This window comes from Asticcacaulis sp. (assembly GCA_024707255.1).
GTDB lineage: Bacteria > Pseudomonadota > Alphaproteobacteria > Caulobacterales > Caulobacteraceae > Asticcacaulis.
This window is the reverse complement of sequence record JANQAC010000002.1, coordinates 171,622-197,564: the sequence shown is the minus strand read 5'-3', so window position 1 is coordinate 197,564 and position 25,943 is coordinate 171,622. Positions and strand designations below refer to the sequence as shown.

Below are 25,943 nucleotides of genomic sequence, written 5' to 3'. Positions count from 1 at the left end.
TTGTACGGGATATCCGCATCAGGAAATTCCAGCCGCAGCGACTGGCCCGACAACAGCATATCCGGGGGAACAGCGACACTTCGTTCCGCCCCCTGCGGCAGGATCAGTTCGGCCAGTTGCGTTTTTCCGGCAAATAAGCGAAACCGCTGGCGATGGGAGAAGGTCTGTCCATCGATCGTAAGCATCGCCGGAACATTGGCATCACCCAGTTTAAGCGTCGCGCTGGTGCCGTCATTCCACAGGCCGACATCCGAAGGGGCCGCCCAGCCGCGCCCCAGAATCTGCACCGGATGCGCGCCATCAATGAAGGACCAGCGTTTGCCCGCCAAGACTCAGCTCAATCCGGCCGCAAGATTATCAAGCGTCACCTGGTGGACGTACTCGACGGCGCCAATGCAGTTGTTGCCGTTATGCGAGCCCAGGACCACATTATCCATGCCAATGAACGGGCTCGTCAGAGGCAGGGGCTCCTGCTCGAAGACATCGAGCGCCGCACCGGCAATGATGCCCGCCTGAAGCGCGGCGATCAGGTCGGCCTCCTTCACGATAGGACCGCGCGCCACATTGCACAACAGGGCCGATGACTTCATCTTCGCCAGAAAGTCCGCATTGATCATGCCGCGGTTTTCCGGCGTCAGGGCGCAGGCGATACAGACGACATCAGCCTGCGCGGCGATTTCATCGACACTGAGCGAGTCCTTTGAGAACGGATCATGATGGATGACCGTCATGCCGAAACCCGCCCCCAGTTCGCCGATGCGACGGCCGATGGCACCATAACCGATCATGCCAAGCGTCGATCCGTTCAGTTCGCGGCCACGCGGCTTGGGCCATTGCCCGGCGCGGATGGCGCGGTCGACCGTGCCCAACTGACGATTGGCCATCAGGATCAGGCCGATGGCATATTCCGCCACCGCATGGGCAAAAGCGCCCGGCGCATTCTTTACCGGCACATTAAGTTCGGCGGCAGCCATGCGGTCGATGCTGTCGATGCCGGTGCCCCATTTAGCAATGACCTTCAGCCGCGGCAGGGCCTTTTCGAGCACTTTGCGGGTGATCTGATCATCACCCGCCAGCCAGCCGTCGATCTCGCCCACCAGGTCAAGACAGGCCGCCTCGTCCAGGAACTGGCTGACCGTGGCCCATACCGGCTCATACCCCATTTCCCTCAGCTTCGCGTCGAAACGCGGACGCTCGTTCAACATCATGATGTTGCTGATCAGGACACGGGGCTGGGTCATGGATTCGCCTTGCTGGAATGAAGTCTGCTGCCTTATGCCATCGCATCCCGCCCTTTTCCAACCCCCGATCAAAAAAAACTCCCATGATAGAAAGTTAATTTCGTCCTGATCGACAAGCCCCGCGTTATGAAGTGAATCTCAGTCAAACAGAGCCAGGGCCGGAGGAACCAGAAATCATGTCGCCCGATGAACTGAAGCATGATCTCGATCAGATACCCGGATAGATTTCCATAGACTGGACGTTCTGGATGAAACCGTAGGCCATGTCATGTACGCCAGTATCGGTACAAGGATCCTGACGGGCCTACTTAATTATGGATCGAGGCGCCAATACCTTTTTACCCGTCGGCACGTCAAAATTGACAAAAGCATTCGGCGCGATCACGGCATCATCGCCTATGACCGCACCGCCTGTGATCACGGCACCGGTGTAGATGGTCACACGGTTGCCTATGACCGGCTTCTTTCCTTTATAAGAACCTACCGTAACGTTCTGATTGATATGGCAATCCTGCCCCACCTTTTCAGCGTGCAGATATGTCGAACTGCCGTGCTGGATGCGCAGACCACCGCCAATATCGTCACAAACCAGCCAAAGATCATTGGCGAGATGTTTAAACGCGAGCGTGTCCGTATTGGCGCCGGCCTGTGTAAAGCGGTAATAGGCCAATGAGCGGAACTCCGAAAATTCCGCGAAAATGGACATGAAAGCCTGCGCCAAAGGCACCTCTTCCTTGCCACGCCGCCAACGCCACCAGCTCAGGGTATCGGCGCGCAGACGATCGTCTTCTTCCAGTTGTTCATTGACCGTGTCGATAAATTTGAGGGCCATATGTTCTCGTCAGTCGGTGAAGGCGATCGCATGACCTTGTTCCGCGATCAGCGCGGCGGGCAAGGCTTGGGGGTCCGCGTTGATTGACAGGCAGGCTTCAAGCATTGCGCGCTTACCGGCACCGGCAACCACCAGTGTCAGCAGGTCACATTGCGCAAATGCACGACGCCCCAAGGTCAGGCGCACGTGCTTGTGCGGCAGGGTTTCAGGCACAGTAGCGGCAAAGAGATCCGCGTCAGTAATCTCCGGCCGGTTCGGGAAAAAGTGAGGCATAGTGCGCATCCTCACCTATGCCGATGAAGCCGGCGGCGACCGGCCAGGCGGCCGTTTTCAAAGCCGATTTCCAGGCGGCGAGTGCGGCCTCAGGCGTAACATCCTCACCAAAGCCAAGATAGTTCAGGGGTTTCATCGCCTGTGAAAAAAGCTGACGCACCATGCCCTCGGTTGAATCCGGATGATCGACCGGCACCAGACGTTCATCACTGGCGAAAACATCTACCCGTTGCCAGTCAATATCCGCCGCCAGAACCTGAGGCAGGACGCGACGCGGCGTATTCCCGCCCGACACCATGAAACTGACGCGGCCTTTTGTGGCGGTAAGGGCCGTCGCAAGCGCCGCGGACAGGGTTTCCGAGCACGCTTTTTCGGCCGCAGCCGGATTGCCATATGACCGGGCTTCAATCGCCATGTCAGTTTTTGATGATGATCGGATAGAGGGCGATGGCAATATCAAGATCTTCCTGTGTCTTGATCACATGTCCCGCCATACGGCTGACACTGCTGTACCCGACACGACCGGCATAGGTGGCGCAGCCCCCCTTGCGCGGCCTTGAGGAAGGTTTCCCGGCGCCAGGCGGTCACCGCCCAGACGATGCGGCGAACGGGCTGAAGATCCTGGCTGTTGGTTTTTTCCGCGAAGGTGAAGTTGACCGGCTTGCCATCATAAACGCATTCCAGATTCTCATCGACCACGCTCATCAGGGCATCATACTGGTCGGTCTTCATCTCGGTGACGAAGCTTTTCACATCTTCGACGCTAAGCAGCGGCGCGATCGAATGCACCTGGAACAGGTAATCGCATTCGTGCTTTTCGAGGAACTCGCGCACGAACTGTTCGGAGGTGGCATTATTATTGCCCAGTTCTTCCGGCCGCTGGTGAAATTTCACCCCTTCCGCTTCAGCGATAGGCCCAAAATCCGGGTGCTCGGAATTAACCCACACCTCGTCAAACAGGCCCGTTGCCAGACACTTGCGAATGGCATGAACGATCATCGGCACGCCATCGATCAAAGCCAGGTTCTTCTTGGCGAGACGCTGGCTGCCCATGCGGGCGGGAATCATGGCGATGCTTTTCATGGAAGGCTCTCTTCAGGGACAAATGATGACTGTTCTGATAGGACAGCCACGCCCCTCACGCCACTCTTTTTTCTACCAGGTAATATGACTGGTGACGTCGGCCTTTAGGGTGCCGGTCAAGGTGATGACGTTGCCGCCGCCGAGATCGATGACGGTATCATTGCCCACCTGGGTGATCACCGCCGTTGCCTGGCTGTAGGCGTGCAGATTGAGGCTGTCGTTTTGGCTGGCTGAGAAATCGGTGATCGTGTCCTTGCCACTGCCGGCGCCGAAGAAGAAGATATCCGCCCCGGCGCCTCCGGTCAGGGTGTCGCTGCCGGCGCCCCCCGTCAGGGTGTTCTTGCCGCTGTTGCCGACCAGGGTGTTGGCCTGGGAGGTGCCCGTGCCGTTGATATTGCCGCTACCGGTCAGGTACAGGTTCTCGATATACTGCCCGCCCATGGCAAAGGTCACGCTTGAATAGACGCTGTCCGTACCCTGGTCCTTTGCCTCAATCACCTTGTCGCCGGCATTGTCGACATAGTAGATGTCATCCCCCGCGCCGCCCCTCATCACATCGGCGCCGGCACGGCCATCGATCAGGTTATTGCCGGCATTGCCGGTGATCGTATTGGCCAGGGCATTGCCCAGGCCGTTGATATTGGCGCTGCCTCTTAAGGTCAGGTTTTCGACATACTGGGCGCCCAGGTTGAAGCTTACCGTCGAATAGACCAGGTCCGTCCCTTCGTTCTTGTTCTCGACGATGAAGTCGCCCAGGTTATCTACATAGTAGACATCATTGCCGACACCACCGCGCAAGCCGTCAGACCCCGCCCCGCCATCGAGACGGTCATTGCCGGCCCCGCCGGTCAGGTTGTTATTGCCGCTGTTACCGAACAGGATGTTGTCGAGTGCGTTACCCACCGCATAGCTGTTCAGCGTGCCGGTCAGCGTGGCGTTCTCGACGTATGACCCGCCCATAATGTACTGCACCGACGAGATCACCGTGTCCGTGCCTTCGTTCTTCAGTTCAATAACCTGATCTTGGAAGCTGTCCACATAATAGGTGTCGTTGCCAATGCCGCCCTTCATAATATCGGCGCCCGCCGTTCCGGTCAGTTTGTCGGCACCGGCCGTGCCCAGGATGAGCGGTGTATTGAGGGCATAACCACCAAAATTGGCGGAGGTCAGGGTGCCGATATTGATGTTCTGCAAGGTGATGATCGTATTGCCCTGCAATTGCAGAAGGACGTCGCTACCAAACTGGACGAGCTTCAGGAAGCCCTCGGCAAACGGATTGGTGCCGGCATAATGTTCGGCCGAAAGCAAGTCATCCAGCTTAAACAGATCACCGGCAGCGCCCCCTGGAAATCAGTAATGGTGATATTGGTACTACCGGAAAAAACTTGAGCGGGGTCATAGGTATCCCGTCCGGATCCGCCAGTGATAACCAGATCATTGACGGCGTAGAAGAACATAGTGTCTTCACCGTCACCCAGTTTTACCGTGACATCCCCAACGAGTACACTGACCCGGTCATTGCCCGAACCGGCATCAACAGACGAGCCGGAATAGGCTGAAATAACGTCATTGCCGTTGCCGCCATAGAATTGATTGGCCCCGTATGGGTCATAAAGGGAATCGTCACCGTCACCGCCACTCAGAATGTCATCGCCCAGGCCACCATTGATGGTGTCATTTCCGCCGCCACCATTGATGACATCATTGCCCAGGCTGCCGAAAATCGTATCGGCACCGCTCACGCCATCGATCGTGTCGTTGCCGCCTGTACCCGTAATTGTGTCGTCGTAGCCTGTCCCCGTAATGGCAGTATTCGCGAGAGCGGAACCATCGGCCGGTAAGCCTCCAAAATTATCTGCCGTCAGGTCAGATAAATGAACATCTTGAAGGATAATGATCGTATCGCCCTTCAACTGGAGCAGCACGTCGTTACCCGATTGGACCAGGCTGAGGTAACCATTCCCGAATGGATTCTCGCCCCTGTAATCCGTGGCGGCCAGCAGATCATCTACTTTGATGATATCGCCATCAGGGCCGCCTTTAAAGTCGGTTATGATCGTGCCGGCTGTATTGTGATACTCCAGAATCGGAACATACGTATCCCGGCCGTCTCCCCCCGTAATCGTCAGACCCGTTACATCTTTGAACTGGAAAGTGTCGTCATCCGCACCAAGGTCAACGGTAAATACATGACTGGCATCATAAGCAGTTTGGTAAAGCCAGACAAGATCATTACCAGTTCCGGCATTTATCGTACCATCGCCACCATAGATAAATATGTTGTCGTTACCGGCATCACCATTAAACGTGTTCGTGCCGTAGGTATCTTCCAGGATGTCATCTCCATCCCCACCGTTCAGGGTGTCGTTGCCGGCCTCGCCGTCAAGCGTGTCTGTTTCGCTACCGCCATTGAGGAGGTCATTGCCATCGCCGCCATACAGCGTGTCGCCACCGTCAAGACCGTCAATGATATCATCCGCCCCAGTACCATGAAGTAGGTCAACGGCATTTGTACCCGTGATGTTGGTCATTCTTCCCCCCGAAAAATATTACATTATGCGACATATCATGCCTGCCCCGTAATGCAAGTAATACCACAGGCCGATTCTTTACAGCCAGGATTATACATGCAAAACCACACCCAAGAACTGGCCGTAGGAAGACGTCACTCCTTTTTCTACCACGTGATATGACTGGTGACATCCGCCTTAAGAGCACCGGTCAGGGTGATGACATTGCCGCCGCCGAGATCGATGACGGTATCGTTGCCCACCTGAGTGATCACCGCCGTTGCCTGGCTATAGTCGTGCAGGTTCAGGCTGTCGTTCTGCGACGCCGAGAAATCGGTAATCGCGTCCTTGCCGCTGCCCGCGGTGAACTGGAAGATGTCCGCCCCAGCGCCGCCGGTTAGTTTGTCATTGCCCTGACGACCGTCGATCAGATTGTTCCCCGCATTACCGGTGATCGTGTTCGCCAGGGCGTTACCCAGACCATTTATATTGCCGGTGCCTGTCAGAGTCAGGTATTCGATATACTGGGCGCCAAGATTGAAGCTCACCGTCGAATAGACCAGGTCCGTGCCCTCGTCCTTGTTTTCTACTATAAAGTCTCCCAGGTTATCGACATAGTAGATGTCATTGCCCACGCCGCCGCGCAGGCCGTCCGCGCCCGTCCCGCCGTTCAGACGGTCATTGCCCGCGCCGCCCGTCAGGTTGTTGTTGCCCGAATTGCCGATCAGGATGTTGTCCAGCGCATTGCCGACCGCATAGCTGTTCAGCGTCCCCGTCAGGGTCGCGTTCTCAACATAAGATCCCCCCATGATGTACTGGACGGACGAATAGACCGTATCCGTGCCTCCGCCATTCAGCTCCGTCACCACGTCGTAGAAGCTGTCGACATAGTAGATGTCGTTACCGGCGCCGCCGATCATGGTATCCGCGCCCGTGCCGCCGTTCAGCACATTATTACCGCTGTTGCCGGTCAGCACATTGGCCAGCGCATTGCCCGTCGCATTCAGATTGCTGCTGCCGGTCAGGGTCAGGTTTTCGATATATTGCCCCGACAGGCCGAACGTGACCGAAGATATGACCGTATCCGTGCCCTGCCCGTTCAGTTCGACCACCTTATCGCCCGTATTGTCAACATAATAGGTATCGTTGCCCAGGCCACCGGTCATCATATCAGCGCCGGCACCGCCGTTTAATGTGTCGTTGCCGCCATAGGTGCTGATGGTGTCATTCAGCGCCCCCGTCTTGATATTATCGCCGTATTCGCCGCCGTTTACAGTGAAATAGCCGTCTTTTTCAGCGCTGCCATTCAGCGTAAGCGCCGCATCAGAACTGACCGTCAGGCGCGCGCCGGCAGCAATGGTCGCGTCATGGGTCGTAATAGAGGCACTACCCCCGCTCAGGCTTAAGGTTTCTATGCCTGTCATGGTCGTCGCAGTCATGACCAGGGCCAGCCCCGCGTTGAAACCGGACAGGTCTACGCTGTCCGTCCCGCTTCCCCCGTTTATTCTGTTTGATGCGGTGATGTCGCCGTCAAAAACAAACAGGTCATTGCCGGCATTGCCGTTGAGCGTACCCACCCCGCCATGGCCGACGCCATTGTGAATATAAAAGGTATCAGACTGGGCACCGCCGATAAGCGTATTTTTAGACGTCGCGCTGTCGAAATAAAACGAACCGTTGGTTTCCGCAGTGCCATTGACGTTCAACGAATCGGTCAGTGTCAGGTCTTTGCCGTAAATCTGCAACTGCTGGCCCGCGGCGATATTCGCGTCGTTCAGGATAATCTTGTAGCTGTAGCCCGCGCCGAAGTAGAGGCTTTCCATATTTTTGATGGTGGATGCACCAAAGGTCAGCCCGGCCGAATAATCGCCGATCAGGTACAGCCAGTCGAAGCCCGCGCCGCCATTAATGGAGTCAGCGGTGGTCAGATGGTCATGAATGACGAAATGGTCATTCGCCTGCCCACCTGTCAGGGTATCGACGCCTGCACCCGCCGTCAGGTAGATGGAGGCCGTCGTTTCCGCGGAGCCATCGAAGGTCAGGTTGTCCCCGGCGCCAAGCTGATCCGCATACACATACAGCTTCGTCTGGCCGGGTCCGGCCGTCGCATCGGACAGCGTATAGACATAATCACTGCCCGCTTCGAACGTGATGGTACTTCCACTAATGATAGATGCCACAGTTTGTCCTTACGGATTGACGTAATCGAAATTGGCCATATTGGCGGCGTCATTCACCAAAAAGGGTTTGTAGCGGGTATCGCTGTGCAGGTAGACTTCAAGGAAGGACAGGGCCAGGCGGGCCACTTCCGGATCGGTCGAGTGGGTGCCCAGCGGGGTCAGGGCTATGGCGTGCATACTTTTCCATTCGGCCGTATTCTGCTTGAAGTTCGCCAGCAGCTTGGTGGTGGTGGAAGGAATAGTGCCGTATTGCTGCGGAAAATTGGACAGATACGGATCAGCCACCGCTGAAATCATGATGGTCGGTGTCTTGTCGGCGCCATAGGGATTGGTGCTGGATGACACCGGGCTTAAGCCCACGGCGGCCACGACGTGCGAATTGCCGAGGCCGGTGGCCAGAATGGCGCCAGCGCCGCCGTAGGAATGGCCCATGACGGCGATCTTATCGACCTGGAGGCGGCCGAACAACGGGCTGGCGCTGCGCGTATTCTCCGCCACCAGGGCGTCGACGGCCTGATCGAGAGCGAGCGAGCGTGTATTCGGGGTAGCGTAAAGGTCCTTCGGATCGATAAACATGACCACGAAACCATGCGAGGCCAGGAAATTGGCCCACTGTATGATGTCGGCCTCCACAACCGATTTCCCGTTGATGCTGACAACCTCCGGCGATTCGGTATATGTGGTTCCGTAACCGGGAATGAATACCACCGCGGCATAGGGGGCCGTTCCATTGGTGGGATACCAGATCTTCGGAATGTTATACAGACTGCCGGTGGCGATGCCGCTAGTGTAGGTCGCCACCGTGTAGGTTCCGAGGGTGGAGGCGGAGGCAGACGTTACAGCCGAGGCTGATACTGTGATCGTCACGGATTGGCTGGGCGTCCAGCCGCCGCCCGTACAGGACAGCGTATAGGTGGATGTCGCGCTGGGCGTGACCGTGACAGAGCCCGAAGTGCTTTTCGTACCGCTCCAGTCTCCAGATGCGGTACAGCTATCCGCATTCGTCGAGCTCCAGGTCAGGACACTGGAGCTTCCCGCCGTAATCGATTCCGGCGAAGCGCTCAAGGTGACGGTCGGCGCCGGCGCATTGCTTGAACTGCTCGAACTGGATGCGCCCGAGCCACCGCTGGCGCCCGTTCCGCCACTATTGCCCCCGCCACTACTGCCACCACAGGCGCTTAGCGCCAATATCGCCAAGAACAGCACGGGACGGAGATTCATCGAAACCTCTTATAGGAAACATCAGGACACAATCGGGGCCAGGTAACCGGCAGAAACTTTCATTGTTTTCGCATCTGCCGCAATAATCAGTCGATCTGCCGGCAGAAAGAAATTACCACACAGATATCTGTTCGGACGTAGTCCATACCCTGGAGTTTAAAACGCTTGCCATTCTCCGGGAACAGGCCCGTTTCGGTCAGTTTTAAAACTTCCGGCGGCAGGAACTCCTTAGAACAAAACAATTTCTGATGTCAGGCAAACACAAATACCAAGGTAACCAAAGCCCATTCTCTATATTTCAAGTAAGGCGAAATTTGGCCAACCCTTTCTCGATTTGAGGGAAAACAAGGCGAGATCGGCATGACCTTTAATTGATCTTACTCAAAGATTCAGCCCCAGGTTTTGGCACGGCATACCTGGCTATATTGCGCACTGCAACGCAATGACGGATACGCCATTCCCAAAACCAGGTGAATATCCCGCTTGCCATCGGCAGCTAAAGACATATGCCCGATTGTCTCAGATCCAGCATTTGTACCATTTCCCGCCTAAGATCACCTCGACCAGCTGATCACGGCTTTGCGCCCAGGTCAGCCAGGGCAAGCCGGACGAACGCGGCGCGCGATCCTCTGCGTGGAGGTCAAGCCAGGTTTTCAGGTGTCCAGCCAGGCCAGCGGCGTCATGGGCGTCGAAGAAGCTGGCGCGCTCACCGGCCACCTCACGGAAGACCGGCAGGTCGCGCGCTATAATAGCCAGGTCGTGCCGCGCCGCCTCGATCAGCGGCAGGCCGAAGCCCTCGCCTTCCGAGGCCGCAATCAGGGCGTCGGCTTTGTCGTAAAGCTTTTGAAGAAACTCGTCTGAGGCATTTTCCAGCCAGAACAGCCGATCATGGCGATGGGGGTGATCGCGCACCTGACTGACGAGAGCGCCGACATGCCAGCCGAGCTTGCCGACCAGCACCAGATTGGCATCCACGCCTTCCGCCCACAGGGCATCGCAGGCGTCAATGACCTGGGCATATCCCTTGCGCGGCTCCAGGGTGCCGACCATCAGGAAGGTCGGGCGTTCGCGCATGGCCTGGAACACCGATGTCGATTCCGGAGGCAATCCTGTGGTCGGGCGCGAGCCCTCGATATCGGCGCCGAGATGGAACCAGCCCAGTTTCAAAGGACGGTGTCGCTCTGGTCCATTTGCCTTCAGCCATTCCGCCGTTTCGTCAGCCACTGCTCTTGAGATGGCGACAATGCCATCCATCTCAGCCAGGGTCTTCAGCCAGTTTTGGTGGGCATCCTGCATTTCCACCGCGAAGAAAGCCGGAAGAACGAGCGGCAGAAGGTCATAAACAACAAAATAGACTTCCACGCCCATCCGCCGCCACTCGCGGTAAACCTCCGCCTGGCGCATGACAACGATATGCTGGAGGTCCAGCCCCAGAAAAACATCCCCGCTGCGCACTTCGACGCAGATATCTTCCGCGCTGGGTGACTGGCCCTGGAAAGCATGCATGAAGCGCGTTGCATAGCGGTACCCCTGAACCTCCGTACCGGCATAAACGGGCCGCACCACGAACCCTTGCGGTGGCCGGGCCACAAGTTCACTGAGGATGCTTCGCACCACGCGCTGAATGCCGGTACGGCTGTCCTGGGTCGCCAGCTCCGAGATATCCACCAGCAACTGACGCGGGGCAGGCGCCGGATAGGTTTTGGCGAGCCCGGCGGCCAAGTCGACAAATGCGATGGCCTCCCGATCGGCGCGACCGGCGAAGTGCTCGATGGCCGCTTCAACCACCATCTCCGCGGTCGGCGTACCGCCCGCCGTCTTTGCCGCATGGAGCGCTTCGAATGCAGCTATCGCTTTTTGGGCCGTAATATCCCAGGAATAGTCTGAAGCGCGTCGGAGCCCGCTTTCGGACAGATCGGCACGAAACGCCGTGTCTTCAAGCGCTTGCTGCATCTTTGCGGCAATGGCGTCGACATCACATGGATCAAACAGCGCATCCTGCCGCCCAACGATTTCCGGCATACTGGTCAGGCTGGATGCGATCACGGCGGCGCCGCACGACATGGCCTCCAGAACCGGCAGGCCGAAGCCCTCGTGCAGGGATGGAAATACGAACAAAGTGCAGAGATTATACAGTTTCAGAAGGTCGTCATCGCTGACCCGGCCGGTGATGACCACATCCTGTCCCGAAAGTCCAAAACGCCGGGCCTGATCGGTGAACGCATTGAAATGCGCGTCAGGCAATTTGCCGACAATCACAAGCTGATGCTGGCTGCGAACAGTTTCCGGCAGGCGTGCCCAGGCTTCGATCAGCCGCATATGGTTCTTGCGTTCGTCGGTGGCGCCCGAATACATCACCAGCTTGCGTGACAATCCAAGACGACGGAACAGGTCGGCTTTTTCGCCCGCGCTTATCTCGACCGGACGAAAGCGGTCATCGACAGCGGCGCCGATATTGACTGCATCTTCCGGGCGGGTATTGAGTAGGCTGATGGCTTCATTGCGCGCCGATTCAGAAATGCACAGAAGCCGATCGGCCTGGCGCAGATGGTTCAGGCGATCACGGTAGAAGGGCTCGAAAGCCGGGTCGGGATGCGCGTAGCCGCTGTCCTTCAGCAAGGGGATCAGGTCATAGAGCGTCACGGCCGTGGGCACCGTCCAGGGCGAGCGCCCCAGGCTGTGAACCGCGTCGTCACCGAAGCCCTCGAACAGGCTGGAAATATGCACCACATCCGGCGCCAGTGACGCGATGAACGCCTCCCGCAACCATTCCGCGGCATAGCGCCGCCCTTCATTGCCCGAATGGACGGAATCAGTCGGGGCAGCGGCGTGCCACACATGTATATGTTCTCGCGGCAGCAAGTCCGCAAAGGCGGCCCGGATCGGCTCGATTCCATCCTTCAGCATACCGTTCAGTATGAGATGCACCTCATGGGCGTCACGGTTGCGGACGATGGCTTCGGCCAGGGACAGACTGTAACGACCGATGCCACGTATCCGGCTTTCGCCCTGCACCCCTTGAAGATCGAGGACTATGCGCATCAGATCCCTCGCCCTTTCAGCGACGCCGCCTTAGCGCGAAGCCGGTAATATATAGACTGGGCCGAAGGCGGCAGACTGGCCAGCCGCTTCAGGTCGCCGATTTGAGCGTTCAGGCTGTCAGGCGCGTCCTTTTCCGCTTCGCGTCCCGTAATTCCCCCCTCCAGCCGCGCCAGCACCTGCTCGAACCCCTGTCCCATCCGGTTCTCAAGACGGGCATATCGCCGCGATCCGCCGATCCAGCCCAATCGGTGAAACAGGATGCGCTCCAGTCGACGGAGCATTTTCCCTATTGCATTCGGCTGCCTCACCGCAAAGGGCGTTCCCCCGCGTTCTGCGTAACGCCGCCCCTCTTCAGACGCCGCCAGATCCTGAATAATCGCCCGCCGGTCTTCACCATTACGCAGCAGGGGCAGGTAGGTGCGCAGGGCAGTTTCATCCGGCGTGCGCCCCAGAAGCGTCTTGTAAGCACACCACAGGAAGCGCTCGTCATAGAAAGCCAGCAGGTCTTCCATTGTTTCGGCGGGTCTGATTTTTTCCAGTCGGGAGACAGTTTTCATATGGGCTGTCTTAAGGCGCTTCGATCATCCAGCGCAAGGTATCGCCCAGATCATAGGCCGGCAAATCGAGCGCCAGCGCTTCCAGCCGGCGACGATCCCCCTGCAGCACCCTGACCTCATTGGCGCGGACAAAGGCAGGATTGACCCGCACTTCAATCTCATGGCCGGCAATGTCGCAGGCCATGCGGATGACCTCCTTCAGGGTGTAGGCCCGGCCCGAGCAGATATTGACCGTCTGGCCGGTGGCAGACGGATTTTCGATCAGCCGGCGATAGGCTTCAGCCACCATGCGGACATCGGAAAAATCACGCGCCACATCAATATTACCCAGTTCGATGGTTTTGGCACGGCGACGGATATGGCTGACGATCTTGGGCAGGAGGAAGTTTTCGCCCTGTCCAACGCCGGTATAGTTGAACGGCCGCGTCACAATGAGCGGCAGGCTGTCACGATAGAGGGCCGCCATATATTCCATCGCCACCTTGCTGACGGCGTAATCATTGGCGGGCGCCAGCACGGCGCCTTCCGATATGGCCCCCGGCGTGGCATTGCCATAGACATTGGCGCTGGAGGCCAGCAGCACGCTGTCGGGCCTGTGGGTCCGCTTCAGGGCTTCAAGCAGATGGCGCGTACCGATCAGATTTGTCGCATAGATGGCGTCGGCATCGCCATGCGCCACGAAGCTGATCGCCGCCAGGTGCATCACGGCATCCGGGCGCGTTTCAGACATAATCGCCTCAAGCGTCGGCTGGTCCATCAGATCGGCGCTGTAAAGCCCGGCGCAATGCGGAAAGTCGGCCGCCGGCATATCCCGCCGCGTCAATCCGATCACGCGGTAGCCCCGCGCCGCCAGATCATGCGCCACATAACCACCGGTGAACCCATCCGCGCCCGTTATCAATACCGTCTTGTTCATCAGCCTGTCCTCGATCGACCCTCGTCCGCACCTGTCACCGGTGCGGTACGGTCAGGCCGGAGACTGCGTTCTTGCGTCTTATCATCGCGGGTTTCAAGCGCTTTTTCCGACTTTCCGCGATTGCCGCCCCTACAATCCAATACCCCACCCGTGTCATACAGACGTGAAACTCAACTATATGGATATGCACGCCTATTCATGACTGACAAATACCGCCTATACGAAAAATCTGTTCGATATTTTCGCCGGAAAATGTTCGCACCTGCGTTAAGAAGGGCAGTAACCAAGAGGCGCCTGATGTTTAAACCTTTACCTACCGTGATTGCGGCCGCCCTGATCGGCACGCTTTGTCTTTCTGGCTGCGCCAAAAAGGACGATGGCGGCGCGAAGGGCGCGCACGGACCGACGACGGTAGGCTATGTGGTGGTCAATACACAGCCCCTCAACCTGACCCAGGAACTGGCCGGCCGGACTTCGGCCTACCTCGTCTCCGAAGTGCGGCCGCAGGTCGGCGGCATCATCAAGGCGCGACTGTTCACCGAGGGCGGACAGGTAACGGCAGGCCAGTCGCTCTACCAGATCGATGCGGCCACCTATCAGGCGGCCTATGACAGCGCGCTGGCCCAGCAGGCCCAGGCCCAGGCCAATTACGATTCGGCAAAGCAAAAGGCCGATCGCTACACCCAGCTTATCGGCCTCAAGGCCATTAGCCAGCAGGATTACGACGACGCCCAGACGGCGCTGAAGACCGCCGCCGCTACCCTGGCCCTGCAAAAGGCGGCGGTCCAGACCGCCCACATCAATCTGAACTATACCAAGGTCGTCTCTCCCATCTCCGGCCAGATTGGCAAGTCCACGGTGACGCCCGGCGCCCTGGTGACCGCCAACCAGACGACCGCCCCGGCGACGGTGCAGGACCTCTCCAAAATCTATGTCGATATCACCCAATCGGCCTCCGACCTGCTGAAGCTCAAACGCGCCCTGGCCTCTGGAGAACTGGGCGCGCCGGATCATGCCGACGTCACCCTGACGCTCGATGACGGCTCGACCTATCCGCTCACCGGCCGGCTGGAATTTTCCGATGTCACGGTCGATCCGGCCACAGGTTCGGTGACGCTGCGCGCCGTCTTCGCCAATCCGCAGGGCCTGCTGCTGCCCGGCATGTTCGTCAATGCCCGTATCGTCAAGGGCACGGTATCGCAGGCGATCCTGATCCCGCAGGGCGCCGTGGTGCTGGATCCGACAGGCGGGGCCAGCGTTTTGCTGGCCGGGGCCGATAACAAGGCGCACAAGCAGGCCATTACGCTTGGCCAGATGCAGGGCAACCAGTGGCAGGTGCTGAATGGTCTCAAGGCCGGCGACAAGGTGATCGCCGAAGGCGCCATGAAACTGAAGGACAAGGGCGACATCAAGGCCCAGCCGATCAAGCCCGCTCCAACCGCTTCGGAGCAATAGTTCATGCTGTCGCGTTTCTTTATCGTCCGGCCCATCTTTGCCTGGGTCATCGCCATCGTCATCATGCTGGCCGGCACCCTGGCCATCTTCACCCTGCCGGTCGAGCAGTATCCGAAGATCGCCCTGCCGCAGGTCACGGTTTCGGCCACCTATACCGGCGCTTCGGCCAAGGTGGTCGAGGATTCGGTTACCCAGGTGATCGAACAGGGCATGACCGGGCTCGACGGCCTGAAATACATGACCTCGACCTCCTCGACCGGTTCCGGTTCGGTGACCCTGGTGTTCGAGGCCGGAACCGATCCGGATTTCGCCCAGTCCAGGTTCAGAACCAGGCCAATTCGGTGATCCGCCGCCTGCCGACCGACGTGCAGCAGCAGGGCCTGCGCGTCAACAAGGCATCGGGCTCCACCCTGATGGCCATCGCCCTCTATACCGAAGACGACAGCCTGACGAACGCCGATCTCGCCGACTGGATCGCCTCCAATCTCAACGACCCGATTTCGCGCATCGAAGGCGTTGGCGATACACGTGTCTTCGGTTCGCAATACGCCATGCGCATCTGGCTGAACGCCGACAAGCTGGCCAGTTTCAGCCTGACGCCGACGGATGTCATCACTGCCATCCGGGCGCAGAACACGCAGGTTTCCGCCGGCAATCTGGGGGCCGATCCGGCCACGCCCGATACCGCGATCAACGCAACCATCACGGCGCAGTCACAGCTTCAGACCCCGGCGCAATTTGAAAACATCATCGTCAAGAACAACGCCGCTGGCACGCCGGTCTATCTGCGCGACGTGGCGCGCGTCGAACTGGGGCCGCAAAACTACGGCAGCATCGCCCGCATGAACGGCCACAAAGCGTCCGGGATGCAGATAACGCTGGCCACCGGCGCCAATGCGCTCAGGACCGCCGATCTGGTCAAGGCCAAGATCAAGGAACTGGAACCCTCCTTCCCGGCCGGCGTCAAATACGCCATCCCCAACGACTCGACGGACTTCGTCAAGCTGTCGATCGAAGACGTGGTGAAGACCCTGGTCGAAGCCATCGTGCTCGTCTTCATCATCATGTTCATCTTCCTGCAAAACTGGCGCGCTACGCTGATTCCAGCCATCGCCGTGCCGGTCGTACTGCTGGGCACCTTCGGTATCCTGGCCGTCTTCGGCTTCTCCATCAACACGCTCACCATGTTCGGGCTGGTGCTGGCCATCGGCCTGCTGGTCGATGACGCGATCGTCGTGGTCGAAAACGTCGAACGCGTCATGCACGAAGAGGGCCTGGGGCCGCTCGAAGCGACGCAGAAATCGATGGACGAGATCACCGGCGCCCTGATCGGCGTCGCCTCGGTGCTGGCCGCCATGTTTGTGCCTATGGCCTTTTTCGGCGGCACGCAGGGCATCATCTATCGCCAGTTTTCGGTGACGCTCGTTTCGGCCATGGGGCTGTCGGTCCTCGTCGCGCTCGTCCTGACCCCGCCGCTCTGCGCCACCCTGCTGCGCCGCCCAAAGCCGCACGAAGGCATCACGGTCGCGCCGGAAGGTACGGAAGAAGAAGACGTCAAGGTCAAGGGGCTGCTCACCGGATTCAATCGCGGCTTCCAGGTCTTCGCCCACCGCTACCAGAAGTCGGTCAAGGGCATTATCCGTAAGCCGGGCCTGTTCATGCTGGTCTATGCCGGCATCATCGCCGCGGTCGTCGGCCTGGCCATGACCCTGCCGACCTCCTTCCTGCCCGATGAAGACCAGGGTGCGCTCATGACCCGGGTGCAGTTGCCCGTCGGTTCCACCACCGACAAGACAGTGGCCGTCCTCAAGCAGGTCCAGGAGGTCTATCAGAAAGATCCGTCGGTTGCCTACGTCTTCACCATCGCTGGTTTCGGTGGGTCCGGATCCGGCGGAAACCAGGGCATGGCCTTCGTCCGCATGAAGGATTTCAAGCAACGCCACAGCGACGACATGAAGGTGTTTGCCCTCGTCGACCGCGTTAACAAGAAATTCTCGCAGATCCACACGGCCCGCGTTTTTCCGATCATCCCGCCCGCCGTGCGCGAACTGGGCAATGCCTCCGGCTTCGACCTCCAATTAAAGGATGTCAGCGGGGTGGGCCACGAGGGGCTGGCCGATGCGCGCGACCAGCTTGTGGCGGCGGCGGCCAAGGAGCCGATCCTGCAGAACGTCCGCGCCAATGTGCAGGACGACACCCCCCAGCTCAAGCTCGATATCGACAATACCCGCGCCGGCGCCATGGGGGTGGCGGTCTCCGATATCAATTCGCTGCTGGGCACCGCGCTCGGCGGCACCTATGTCAATGACTTCATCGACCGCGGCCGGATCAAGCGAGTCTATGTTCAGGGCGACAGCCAGTTCCGCAGCCAGCCGGAGGATATCAACCGCTGGTTCCTGCGTAATAACGACGGTAGCATGGTCCCCTTCTCGGCCGTAGGCTCGTCGCGCTGGACCTTCGGCCCGCCGCAACTGCAACGTTATAATGGCGCCGGCTCGATGGAAATCCAGGGCACCGCCGCCACCGGCCAGTCTAACGGCAAGGCGATGGAAAAGATGGAAGAACTGGCCGGCCAGTTGCCCCCCGGCATCGGTTACGAATGGACCGGCATCTCGCTCCAGGAAAAGGAATCCGGCCAGCAAGCCCCGGCGCTCTATGCCCTGTCCGTGCTGGTTGTCTTCCTGCTGCTGGCGGCGCTTTATGAAAGCTGGTCGATCCCGTTCGCCGTCATTCTCGTCGTGCCACTGGGCGTGTTCGGCGCCCTGCTGGCCACCTGGTTCCGCGGGCTGGATAACGACATCTATTTCGAGGTCGGCCTGCTGGCCACCATGGGGCTTTCGGCCAAGAACGCCATCCTGATCGTCGAATTCGCCAAGATTTTGCACGAGGAAGGCCGCACCCTGCTCGACGCCACGCTTGAGGCCGTCCGTATTCGCCTGCGCCCGATCGTCATGACGTCGCTGGCCTTCACCTTCGGCATCCTGCCCCTGGCCCTCGCCAATTCGGCCGGCTCGGCCTCGCAGCACGCCATTGGGACAGGTTTGATCGGCGGGGTGCTTTCGGCCACCTTCCTGGCCATCTTCTTCGTGCCGCTGTTCTTCGTGCTGGTGCAGAAGCTGTTCCGCATGGATAACCTGCCGCAGGATATAGCCGCCAGAAATGCCGCCAAAGCGGAGCGCAACCAATGAGACACACCTCGATAATTTCGCTGCTCGCGCTTTCTTCGGCACTCTCGGCCTGCACCCTGGCGCCGAAATATATCCAGCCCGCGCCGCCGGTCGCTGCCGAATGGCCGGTGGTGGCGCCGGCCGCCTCGGACGCACCGGTCAAATGGCGCGACCTGTTCACCGATCCACGCCTGCAGGCGACCATCAGCCTGGCGCTCACACAGAACCGCGACCTGCGGGTGGCGGCGCTCAATGTCGAAAAGGCCCAGGCGCAGTATCGCATTGCCCGCGCCGACCTGCTGCCGGCCATCGATGCCTCTCTCAGCAACCCGCGCAGCGAGAACGGCCAAAGCTATACGGCTAACCTCGGCCTCAGCGCCTACGAGGTCGATCTGTTCGGCCGCGTCCGCTCCCTGAAAAATGCCGCCGTCGAAAGCTTCTTCGCCGAACGTGAAAACCGCAACGCCGTGCAGATCAGCCTGATCGCCGCCGTGGCTTCCCAATGGCTGACCCCGGCCTCGGACCACGACCAGCTCCGCCTGGCGCAGCAGACCCCGGCCACCCGCAATGAGGCCCTGACCATCGCCGAAGGCCGCGCCCGGATCGGCGTCCTGAGCGATCTCGATCTTGCCTCCATTCAGGTGCTGGCCCAGACCGCGCGCGGCGATGTTGCCCGCCTGCAAACCGTCATCGACCAGGACAAATCGGCCCTCACCCTGCTGACCGGCGCCCCCCTGACCGCAGACCTGCTGCCCGACGGCCTGCAAACCGGACAGGTGGCCGATGCCCTGCCGGTCGGGCTGCCGTCCGATGTCCTGCTCGACCGCCCCGATGTGCTGGCCGCCGAGCACGACCTGAAAGCGGCCAACGCTAATATCGGGGCGGCGCGCGCGGCCTTCTTCCCGCGTATCTCGCTGACCGGTTCGACCGGCTCATCCAGCCCCGATCTCGACGGCCTGTTCAAGTCCGGCAACGGCACCTGGAGCTTCGTGCCCTCGATCTCGGTTCCCATATTCTCCGGCGGCGCCAATGTCGCCGGACTGAAGAGCGCGCAGGCTAGCCGCGACATCGCGGTCGCCCAGTATGAAAAGGCCATCCAGTCGGCTTTTTCTGAGGTCAGTGACGCCCTGGCCGTTCGTGCCCGCATCGATGAGCGCCTGAGCGCCCAGACCGCCGCCACCGCCGCCGCCCAGCGCAGCCTGACCCTTTCCCAGGCGCGCTATGATAATGGCGTGGACAGCTACCTGACCCTGCAGGATGCCCAGCGCACGCTCTATGCCTCGCAGCAGACCCTGATCAGCCTGCAGGCCCTGCGCGCCACCAATCTCGTGGCGCTCTACAAGGCGTTGGGCGATGACGGGAGCCTGCAATAGGCTGCTTTGTTTACACGGATTTTTGACATTTCACGGCTAAGCTGACACTGACATCACCTCCGAGGCGGCCATGGAACTGAAAATTACCCGGATCGGCAATTCGCTGGGCGTCATCCTGCCGCGCGACCTGCTGACCCGCCTGAAACTCGACAAGGGCGATTCCATCTTCCTGACGGAAACACCGGAGGGCTACCGACTGTCGCCCTACGATCCCGTCTTCGCCGAACAGATGCAGACGGCCCGCGACCTGATGAGAAAACGCCGCAACACCGTTCACGAACTGGCGAAATAGATGCCGTTCGTCCTGATCCAGGAAGGGGTGATCGAGGCGATACAAGCCGAACTGGCGGCCGAACATGGCGGCCGGTCGGGCCTGCGCGAACTCAGCCCGATCAGGATCATGCACGCCCGTGCCCATGCCCTCAATGACAGCACCGCCACCGACCTGGCCAGCCTGGCCGCCTGCTATGGCTATGCGCTGGCCCACGACCAGTTGTTTCATGATGCCAATCTTTCCACTGCTCTGATTGCCACCGAGCTTTTCCTGTCACTCAATGGCAGCCGGCTCGGCGCCGACGACACGACCTGTTTTCTGGGCTTTATGGTCGTCGGCAATGGCGAACTAAGCGCCGAAGCTTTCGCAAGCTGGATACGCGGCCATATTGTACCGCAGGCAATGATCACGGCGTAATCGCTGTATTTCGTCGGACAAGTTAACAACATTACAATCATATTGCGCCATACTCACTGATATATGCCTGTAAAACGGGCATGGAAGCGCTCAACGACCGGTAAAATACCGGCGGCAATTCGGTGGTATAAATGTATAGAATTCTTTACTGCTTAAAGGATCAGCATGACTGGAAGCTGGTCTTTCTGGCTGCCGCCGTCTGCATTTTATCTTCTGTTGTCGCCGTCCTGACCATTGAACGCGCTCAGTCCACTTCCGGCGCACAACGAATGCACTGGGTGCTGACGGCCGGCGCCGCGGGCGGTTTCGGCATCTGGGCCACGCACTTCATCGCCATGATGGCCTATAATCCGGGCGTCGCCACGGGCTATGACCTGCGCCTGACTGTGCTGTCATTGTTCTGCGCCATGGGCATCACCGCCGGTGGCATCGAGGTCGGCATCAGCCGCGGTTTCAGATATTCAAGCTTCGTTGGTGGCGCGGTGCTGGGCGCCGGCATCGCCTCCATGCACTATCTTGGCATGATGGCGCTGGATCTTCCCGGCCATGTCGTGTGGGCGCCCGACCTGGTTGCCGTATCCATCCTTCTGGGGATTGTCTTCGGCGCCATCGCCATGTGGACCATCAATACCCAAGGCCGGCACCGCTGGGGCACCCGGCTGTCGCCGCTGCTGCTCGTCCTGGCCATTGTATCGCATCACTTTACTGCCATGGGCGCGGTGACCGTGCAGCCCGATCCCACCCGCACGGCCAGTGGCTTGATGCTGTCACCCGGCTCGATGTCCCTGACCATCACCATGGCCGCCATCGCCGTCCTGACCCTGTGCGCCTTCGCCGTCATTTCCGGCCGAAAGCTCGACCTGATGCGCGATGAAAGCAACCGCCGTTTCCGCGTCCTGCTGGAGGGGCTTGAAGACACCGCCATCTTCCTGCTCGATCCGCAAGGCCGCGTCACCGACTGGAACGCCGGCAGCGACCGCAACAACGGCTACCTTGTGGAGGATATTACCGGCCGGATCTATGCCGATGTCTGCGCGGTCGATACCGATTTCCCCGCCCGCTACCGCGAGGCCCTGAAACGGGCCGAACTTGAAGGCCGCGCCGAACTGGAAGGCCCGGCCCGCCGCGCCGATGGGAAGCTTTTCTGGGGCCAGACCCTGCTGCGCGCCCTGCGCGACGGCGACGGCAAGCTGCTGGGCTTCGCCAATATCACTCACGAAATCACCGAACGTAAGGCAGCGGAAGACGCTGTGAAAACCACGGCGCAGCATCTCGACGCCGCTATCTCCAACATGCCGATCGGCTTGCTGCTCTTTGACCGCAACGAGCACCTGATCCTTTCCAACGGCCGTTTTGCCGAACTTTACGGCGTCGATCCGACCGTCTTACAGCCCGGCATGACCTTCCGCGCTCTGTCTGACCATATCGTCACGCTCTGTCTTGGCGAACGTCCTGATGAAGAGACCCTGACCCGGCACCATGCCCGCCACATGGCGCTGATCAGTGCGCCTGGCGGCGGCACCATGACCTCCGATCTTTTCCAGTCGCGCTCCATGTCGATTTCGCACAGGCCCGTCGGCGACGGCGGCTGGGTCTCGACCTTCGAGGATGTCACCGAGCGCCGCGACTCTGAAGCACGCATCCAGCACCTGGCGCGCCATGATGCCCTGACCGGCCTGCCCAACCGTACCCACTTCAACGACGCGTTTGAAATCGAACTGGCGCGCGCCGCGCAGAATGGCGAATATCTCGGCATGGTGGCGTTCGATATCGCGCAGTTCAAGGAAATCAACGACCGTCTCGGCCACGAGGCCGGCGACGAAGTCCTGAAAAAACTCGCCACGCGACTGGTGGATCATGCCCATGTCGATGGCCGCCTGGTGGCGCGCTTCGGCGGCGATGAATTCAATTCCATGCGTCGTTTCAAGCGCCTCGAAGACCTGCGCGAGGCGGTACAGAAGCTTTATGATTGCACCTGTGAGCCTATTCGCATCGGCGACGAGGATATTGTCCTCACCATCAATATGGGCGTCAGCATCTATCCGCAGGACGGACAGACGCGGGAAGCCCTGCTCAATAACGCCGATCTTTCGATGCAGCGCGCCAAGACGATCACCGGACGATCGCTGTGCTATTATGACGCCGCCATGGATGAGGCGGCGCGCGAGCGCAATGCCATCGCCAAGGATCTGAAGCGCGCGTTGAGGGACGAGGAATTCCGGCTGTTCTATCAGGTCCAGCAGTCGGTCGTGAGCGGAGAGATCACCGGCTATGAAGCCCTGATCCGCTGGAAGCATCCGGTGCGCGGCTTTGTGTCGCCCATGGATTTCATTGCCGTCGCCGAAGAGAGCGGCGCCATTATCGAGATCGGCGCCTGGGTGCTGCGCACGGCCTGCCGCGAAGCCGCTGGCTGGGGCAATGACCTCAAGATCGCCGTCAACCTGTCGCCGGTCCAACTCAATGATTCCAGCCTGATCGAAACGGTGCGGCAGGTGCTGGTCGAAACCGGCCTTTCGCCTTCGCGCCTCGAACTGGAAATCACCGAATCGACCATTATCGGCGACAAGATCCACGCCCTGCACCAGTTGCGTCAGATCAAGGCCATGGGCGTCACCATCGCCATCGATGATTTCGGCACCGGCTACGCTTCGCTCGATACGCTCAACTCCTTCCCGTTCGACAAGATCAAGATCGACCGCTCCTTCCTGATGGAGGCCGACAAGAGCGCCCAGGCGCGCGCCATTGTTCGGGCCATCCTGGCGCTCGGCAAGTCGCTGGAAATACCGGTCCTGGCCGAAGGCGTCGAAACCGAGGCGCAACTGGGCCTGCTGCGCGAAGAAGGCTGCGAGGAAGCGCAGGGCTACCTGCTCGGCCGTCCGGTGGAATTTATCGGCGCTGTCAAAGCCGCCTGAAGCAAATCAGCGAGCGGCCTGACAAAGCCAACGCTATGCCGCGAACAACTTTATCAGTTCGGGCTGATGGGCGTTGTATGCCTTAAGGAGATTCGCGTTTTCCGGACGCCTGTCGACAATGGCAGCAATCTTTTCGGCAACGCCGGCAGGCGGCGCCTGACGCTGGGCCTGGATGAACATGCGATTGTAATGGTCGAATTGCCCGGCCGGCAGATCCATGGCTTTCAGGAAATAATCCCATCCCCTGGCAAGATGGCGGCGGCGGATCAGGCGTAATCCGGAATAGAACAAATAGGCCGAGCTCAGTCGCCGACCGTCACGGATGAGGGAGCGGTATCCCTTTTCCGTCGCCTTGCCATCAATGGTTTCGAGAACCACCTTTTCGATCAGATGCGTATCTCCCAGAAACCGCAGTACTTCATGATCCACCATTGGGAACAGCAGCGGGGTAATTTTGGCGCCTGTCGCCTGGATCAGGTCGAAGTGCTTTCGATCCAGCACCTGGTAAGGATCGTAGGACACGTAGATCTTTGCCGTTTTGGAAATCTGGGCAGCCATGTCCTCCATGACCGGTGCGATCGCCACGCGCTCGTCCTTCCAGCGCGTTTCAAACGGTACCTTGTCTGCCATAGGGGAATACTGCGGGACGAAGGCTGTGACACATGTGGCATTGAGCGGCCCTGAAAAAGCCAGGGCGGCATAAGCCCCCATGCTCGAACCATAGGTCACGCGATGCTTATAGATAGCTGCCGCATGAGCCGCCGCAGCCAGGGCTTCGGGCAGGTCGGGACTTTGATACCAATTATTGACACTGGTCTGGATATGAATGGCATCGATTTCGCGCGACCGGAGGAATGGCTCGCCGAAGTTACCCTTCTGAAATCCCGGCGCCGCTACACGGCCATGGAAACAAATCACCACCTTGTCGGTCGGAGACTTGTCCGTGCGGGAAATGTACACGCGGATGTTTTGTCCGTAAAACAGATAAGTGTTGGGTTTTGCGCTCATGAACTTTTTTATGGTCGGCGCCACAGGGCGGGGCGGTTCGACGGCCTTCTGTAATCTGATAATGTGGGGAGAACCTACCAAGGTCTGTCCGTCGCGGCAATCAGTTTAAGCGCTCAGCTTTCCCTGAAAGTCTTCCACAAAGACTGGTTCAAAGGTTCCAGCAGATATTGCAGCATAGTACGTTTACGTAATGGCACCACCACTTCCACAGGCAAGCCCGGCTTCAGGGAATCGCTGTCCTTCATGATGCGGTTCAAGGTTTTCATGGTTTCGGGACTAATCTGAATACGGGCGGTGTAAAAAGCCTTGTTTGTTTCCTTGTCACTAAAACTGTCACCTGAAACATCGAGCACCCGGCCATTCAGAATCGGCACATCGCGTTCATGCAGGGAAGTAAAGCGCACCTGCGCCAATTGCCCAGGTTTGATGTCATTGCCATCCTTGATATCGACCATCGCCTGGATGACCAGGGGCGTGGCGTCGGGCACGATATCAGCCACCTTCTGTCCCGCCGCGATGACGCCACCCACGGTTGTCACGCTCAACCCCATGATCTTGCCGGTTGCCGTCGCCTTTATGTGAAGACGATCGAAGCTGGTGCGCGCCGCCTGCATCTGCGGTTCCATCGCCTTCAGTTTGGACTGGGTATCGCTGAGATCGGCAATAGTCTGATCGAGAAACTGTTTGCGGACGGATACGGCCTGCATCCGGGTTTCCCCTATCTTCGCTTCCGAGGCCGCGATATTGGCGCGAAGGGCGCCATATTCCCCTTCCAGGCCGGCAATTTCCTCCTGAAGGGCACGCACACGCGTCATTGGCGCATATCCCTTGGCCTGTAGATCCTTCACCCCCGACAGCTCATCTTTCGTCAGAGACTGTCTCTGGATATTGGACTTGGATTGTTCCTCATAGCCCGCAATGCCTTCGCGCGTTTGTTCCACACGCTGATCAAGCACAGAGAGCTGTGTCGCCATGTAGGTCCGATTGGCGGCCAGAGTATTGCGCTGCAGGCGGGTGGCGCTGTCGACCAGGGGCTGGTACTGAGGGCCGAAATCATTCACGGCCTCCGGAACGGCAAATCCGCTGCCACCTGCCTGTTCGGCCTGCAAACGCGCTTCCTTGAGCTTGAGATCGATAAATTGCGCGATCAAGGCATTGGCCGTGGCTTCCGTCTGGTCCCCCGCCAGGTCAACGAGCACTTGGCCCTTGACGACATGATCGCCCTCTTTCACATGCAGGGCCGAAACCACGCCGCCCTCCCTGTGCTGAACTTCCTGACGGCTGCCGCTCACCACGATGGTGCCGTGCGCATATACAGCGGCATCCACCCGCGCCAGCGCGGCCCAGCCGAGCAAGACGACGAAGAAGGCGATAACGACAAACAGCCCCCTGGCGATATCCGGCGCCGGATCATCCAGTCCGGTCGCATCGGCTTTCCGGTATCGAAACGAGTTCAAGATGTCGAATTTTCGTGGAGCATGC

Annotated in this window: 19 protein-coding genes and 1 pseudogene; 6 read left to right on the top strand and 14 right to left on the bottom strand. The window is 59.3% G+C overall.

Features of this window, described 5'->3' with window-relative positions; all coding sequences use genetic code 11:
• Positions 1–332: 332 nt before the first annotated feature.
• From NVV72_12160 to NVV72_12105, 12 genes are all read right to left on the bottom strand, one after another.
• Positions 333–1,241, bottom strand: coding sequence for a phosphoglycerate dehydrogenase (locus tag NVV72_12160; GenBank protein ID MCR6660045.1), 909 nt, complete (start codon positions 1,239–1,241; stop codon positions 333–335).
• A gap of 304 nt (positions 1,242–1,545) precedes the next feature.
• Positions 1,546–2,073: a hypothetical protein gene (locus tag NVV72_12155; GenBank protein MCR6660044.1), complete on the bottom strand. Its 528-nt coding sequence runs from the start codon at positions 2,071–2,073 to the stop codon at positions 1,546–1,548.
• A 9-nt stretch (positions 2,074–2,082) separates the two neighbouring features.
• The gene (locus tag NVV72_12150) at positions 2,083–2,346 is read right to left on the bottom strand and encodes a 6-phosphogluconolactonase (GenBank protein ID MCR6660043.1); all 264 of its coding nucleotides are present in this window, start codon (positions 2,344–2,346) and stop codon (positions 2,083–2,085) included.
• A complete protein-coding gene (locus NVV72_12145) occupies positions 2,309–2,761 on the bottom strand; it encodes a 6-phosphogluconolactonase (protein MCR6660042.1) in 453 nt (150 codons plus the stop codon). The genes NVV72_12150 and NVV72_12145 overlap by 38 nt, the downstream gene beginning before the upstream one ends.
• A 41-nt stretch (positions 2,762–2,802) precedes the next feature.
• Positions 2,803–3,429 (bottom strand): NTP transferase domain-containing protein, encoded by a 627-nt coding sequence (locus tag NVV72_12140; protein MCR6660041.1) that lies wholly within the window; start codon positions 3,427–3,429, stop codon positions 2,803–2,805.
• A 72-nt stretch (positions 3,430–3,501) separates the two neighbouring features.
• Positions 3,502–4,737 carry a calcium-binding protein gene (locus NVV72_12135; protein ID MCR6660040.1) on the bottom strand — a complete coding sequence of 412 codons (1,236 nt, stop codon included), beginning with the start codon at positions 4,735–4,737 and terminating at the stop codon, positions 3,502–3,504.
• Complete coding sequence (locus tag NVV72_12130; protein MCR6660039.1) at positions 4,683–5,960, bottom strand: hypothetical protein; 1,278 nt, start codon at positions 5,958–5,960, stop codon at positions 4,683–4,685. Before NVV72_12130 ends, NVV72_12135 begins: the two co-directional genes overlap by 55 nt.
• A 146-nt stretch (positions 5,961–6,106) precedes the next feature.
• Positions 6,107–8,119 carry a calcium-binding protein gene (locus tag NVV72_12125; GenBank protein ID MCR6660038.1) on the bottom strand — a complete coding sequence of 671 codons (2,013 nt, stop codon included), beginning with the start codon at positions 8,117–8,119 and terminating at the stop codon, positions 6,107–6,109.
• Between the two features lie 9 nt (positions 8,120–8,128).
• Positions 8,129–9,340, bottom strand: coding sequence for a hypothetical protein (locus NVV72_12120; GenBank protein ID MCR6660037.1), 1,212 nt, complete (start codon positions 9,338–9,340; stop codon positions 8,129–8,131).
• A 519-nt stretch (positions 9,341–9,859) separates the two neighbouring features.
• Complete coding sequence (locus NVV72_12115) at positions 9,860–12,382, bottom strand: glycosyltransferase family 4 protein (GenBank protein MCR6660036.1); 2,523 nt, start codon at positions 12,380–12,382, stop codon at positions 9,860–9,862.
• Complete coding sequence (locus NVV72_12110) at positions 12,382–12,939, bottom strand: DUF4214 domain-containing protein (GenBank protein ID MCR6660035.1); 558 nt, start codon at positions 12,937–12,939, stop codon at positions 12,382–12,384. The genes NVV72_12115 and NVV72_12110 overlap by 1 nt, the downstream gene beginning before the upstream one ends.
• Before the next feature lie 10 nt (positions 12,940–12,949).
• The gene (locus NVV72_12105; protein ID MCR6660034.1) at positions 12,950–13,855 is read right to left on the bottom strand and encodes a GDP-mannose 4,6-dehydratase; all 906 of its coding nucleotides are present in this window, start codon (positions 13,853–13,855) and stop codon (positions 12,950–12,952) included.
• Positions 13,856–14,152: 297 nt separating this feature from the next.
• On the opposite strand from NVV72_12105, the gene NVV72_12100 reads away from it, so the two are divergent.
• The 6 genes and pseudogenes from NVV72_12100 (at position 14,153) to NVV72_12075 (ending at position 23,453) form a co-directional block, all read left to right on the top strand.
• Complete coding sequence (locus NVV72_12100; protein ID MCR6660033.1) at positions 14,153–15,310, top strand: efflux RND transporter periplasmic adaptor subunit; 1,158 nt, start codon at positions 14,153–14,155, stop codon at positions 15,308–15,310.
• Positions 15,311–15,316: 6 nt separating this feature from the next.
• A pseudogene (locus tag NVV72_12095) lies at positions 15,317–18,498 on the top strand (efflux RND transporter permease subunit).
• Positions 18,495–19,850 (top strand): efflux transporter outer membrane subunit, encoded by a 1,356-nt coding sequence (locus NVV72_12090; GenBank protein MCR6660032.1) that lies wholly within the window; start codon positions 18,495–18,497, stop codon positions 19,848–19,850. The pseudogene NVV72_12095 and the gene NVV72_12090 overlap by 4 nt, the downstream one beginning before the upstream one ends.
• A 70-nt stretch (positions 19,851–19,920) precedes the next feature.
• Positions 19,921–20,142 carry an AbrB/MazE/SpoVT family DNA-binding domain-containing protein gene (locus tag NVV72_12085; GenBank protein MCR6660031.1) on the top strand — a complete coding sequence of 74 codons (222 nt, stop codon included), beginning with the start codon at positions 19,921–19,923 and terminating at the stop codon, positions 20,140–20,142.
• A complete protein-coding gene (locus tag NVV72_12080; protein MCR6660030.1) occupies positions 20,143–20,541 on the top strand; it encodes a death-on-curing protein in 399 nt (132 codons plus the stop codon).
• A gap of 131 nt (positions 20,542–20,672) precedes the next feature.
• Complete coding sequence (locus NVV72_12075) at positions 20,673–23,453, top strand: EAL domain-containing protein (GenBank protein MCR6660029.1); 2,781 nt, start codon at positions 20,673–20,675, stop codon at positions 23,451–23,453.
• Positions 23,454–23,486: 33 nt separating this feature from the next.
• On the opposite strand, the gene NVV72_12070 is transcribed toward NVV72_12075, so the two are convergent.
• On the bottom strand, positions 23,487–24,461 hold the full coding sequence (locus NVV72_12070; GenBank protein ID MCR6660028.1) for a hypothetical protein: 975 nt from the start codon (positions 24,459–24,461) through the stop codon (positions 23,487–23,489).
• A 113-nt stretch (positions 24,462–24,574) separates the two neighbouring features.
• Complete coding sequence (locus NVV72_12065; GenBank protein MCR6660027.1) at positions 24,575–25,918, bottom strand: HlyD family type I secretion periplasmic adaptor subunit; 1,344 nt, start codon at positions 25,916–25,918, stop codon at positions 24,575–24,577.
• Positions 25,919–25,943: the final 25 nt, after the last annotated feature.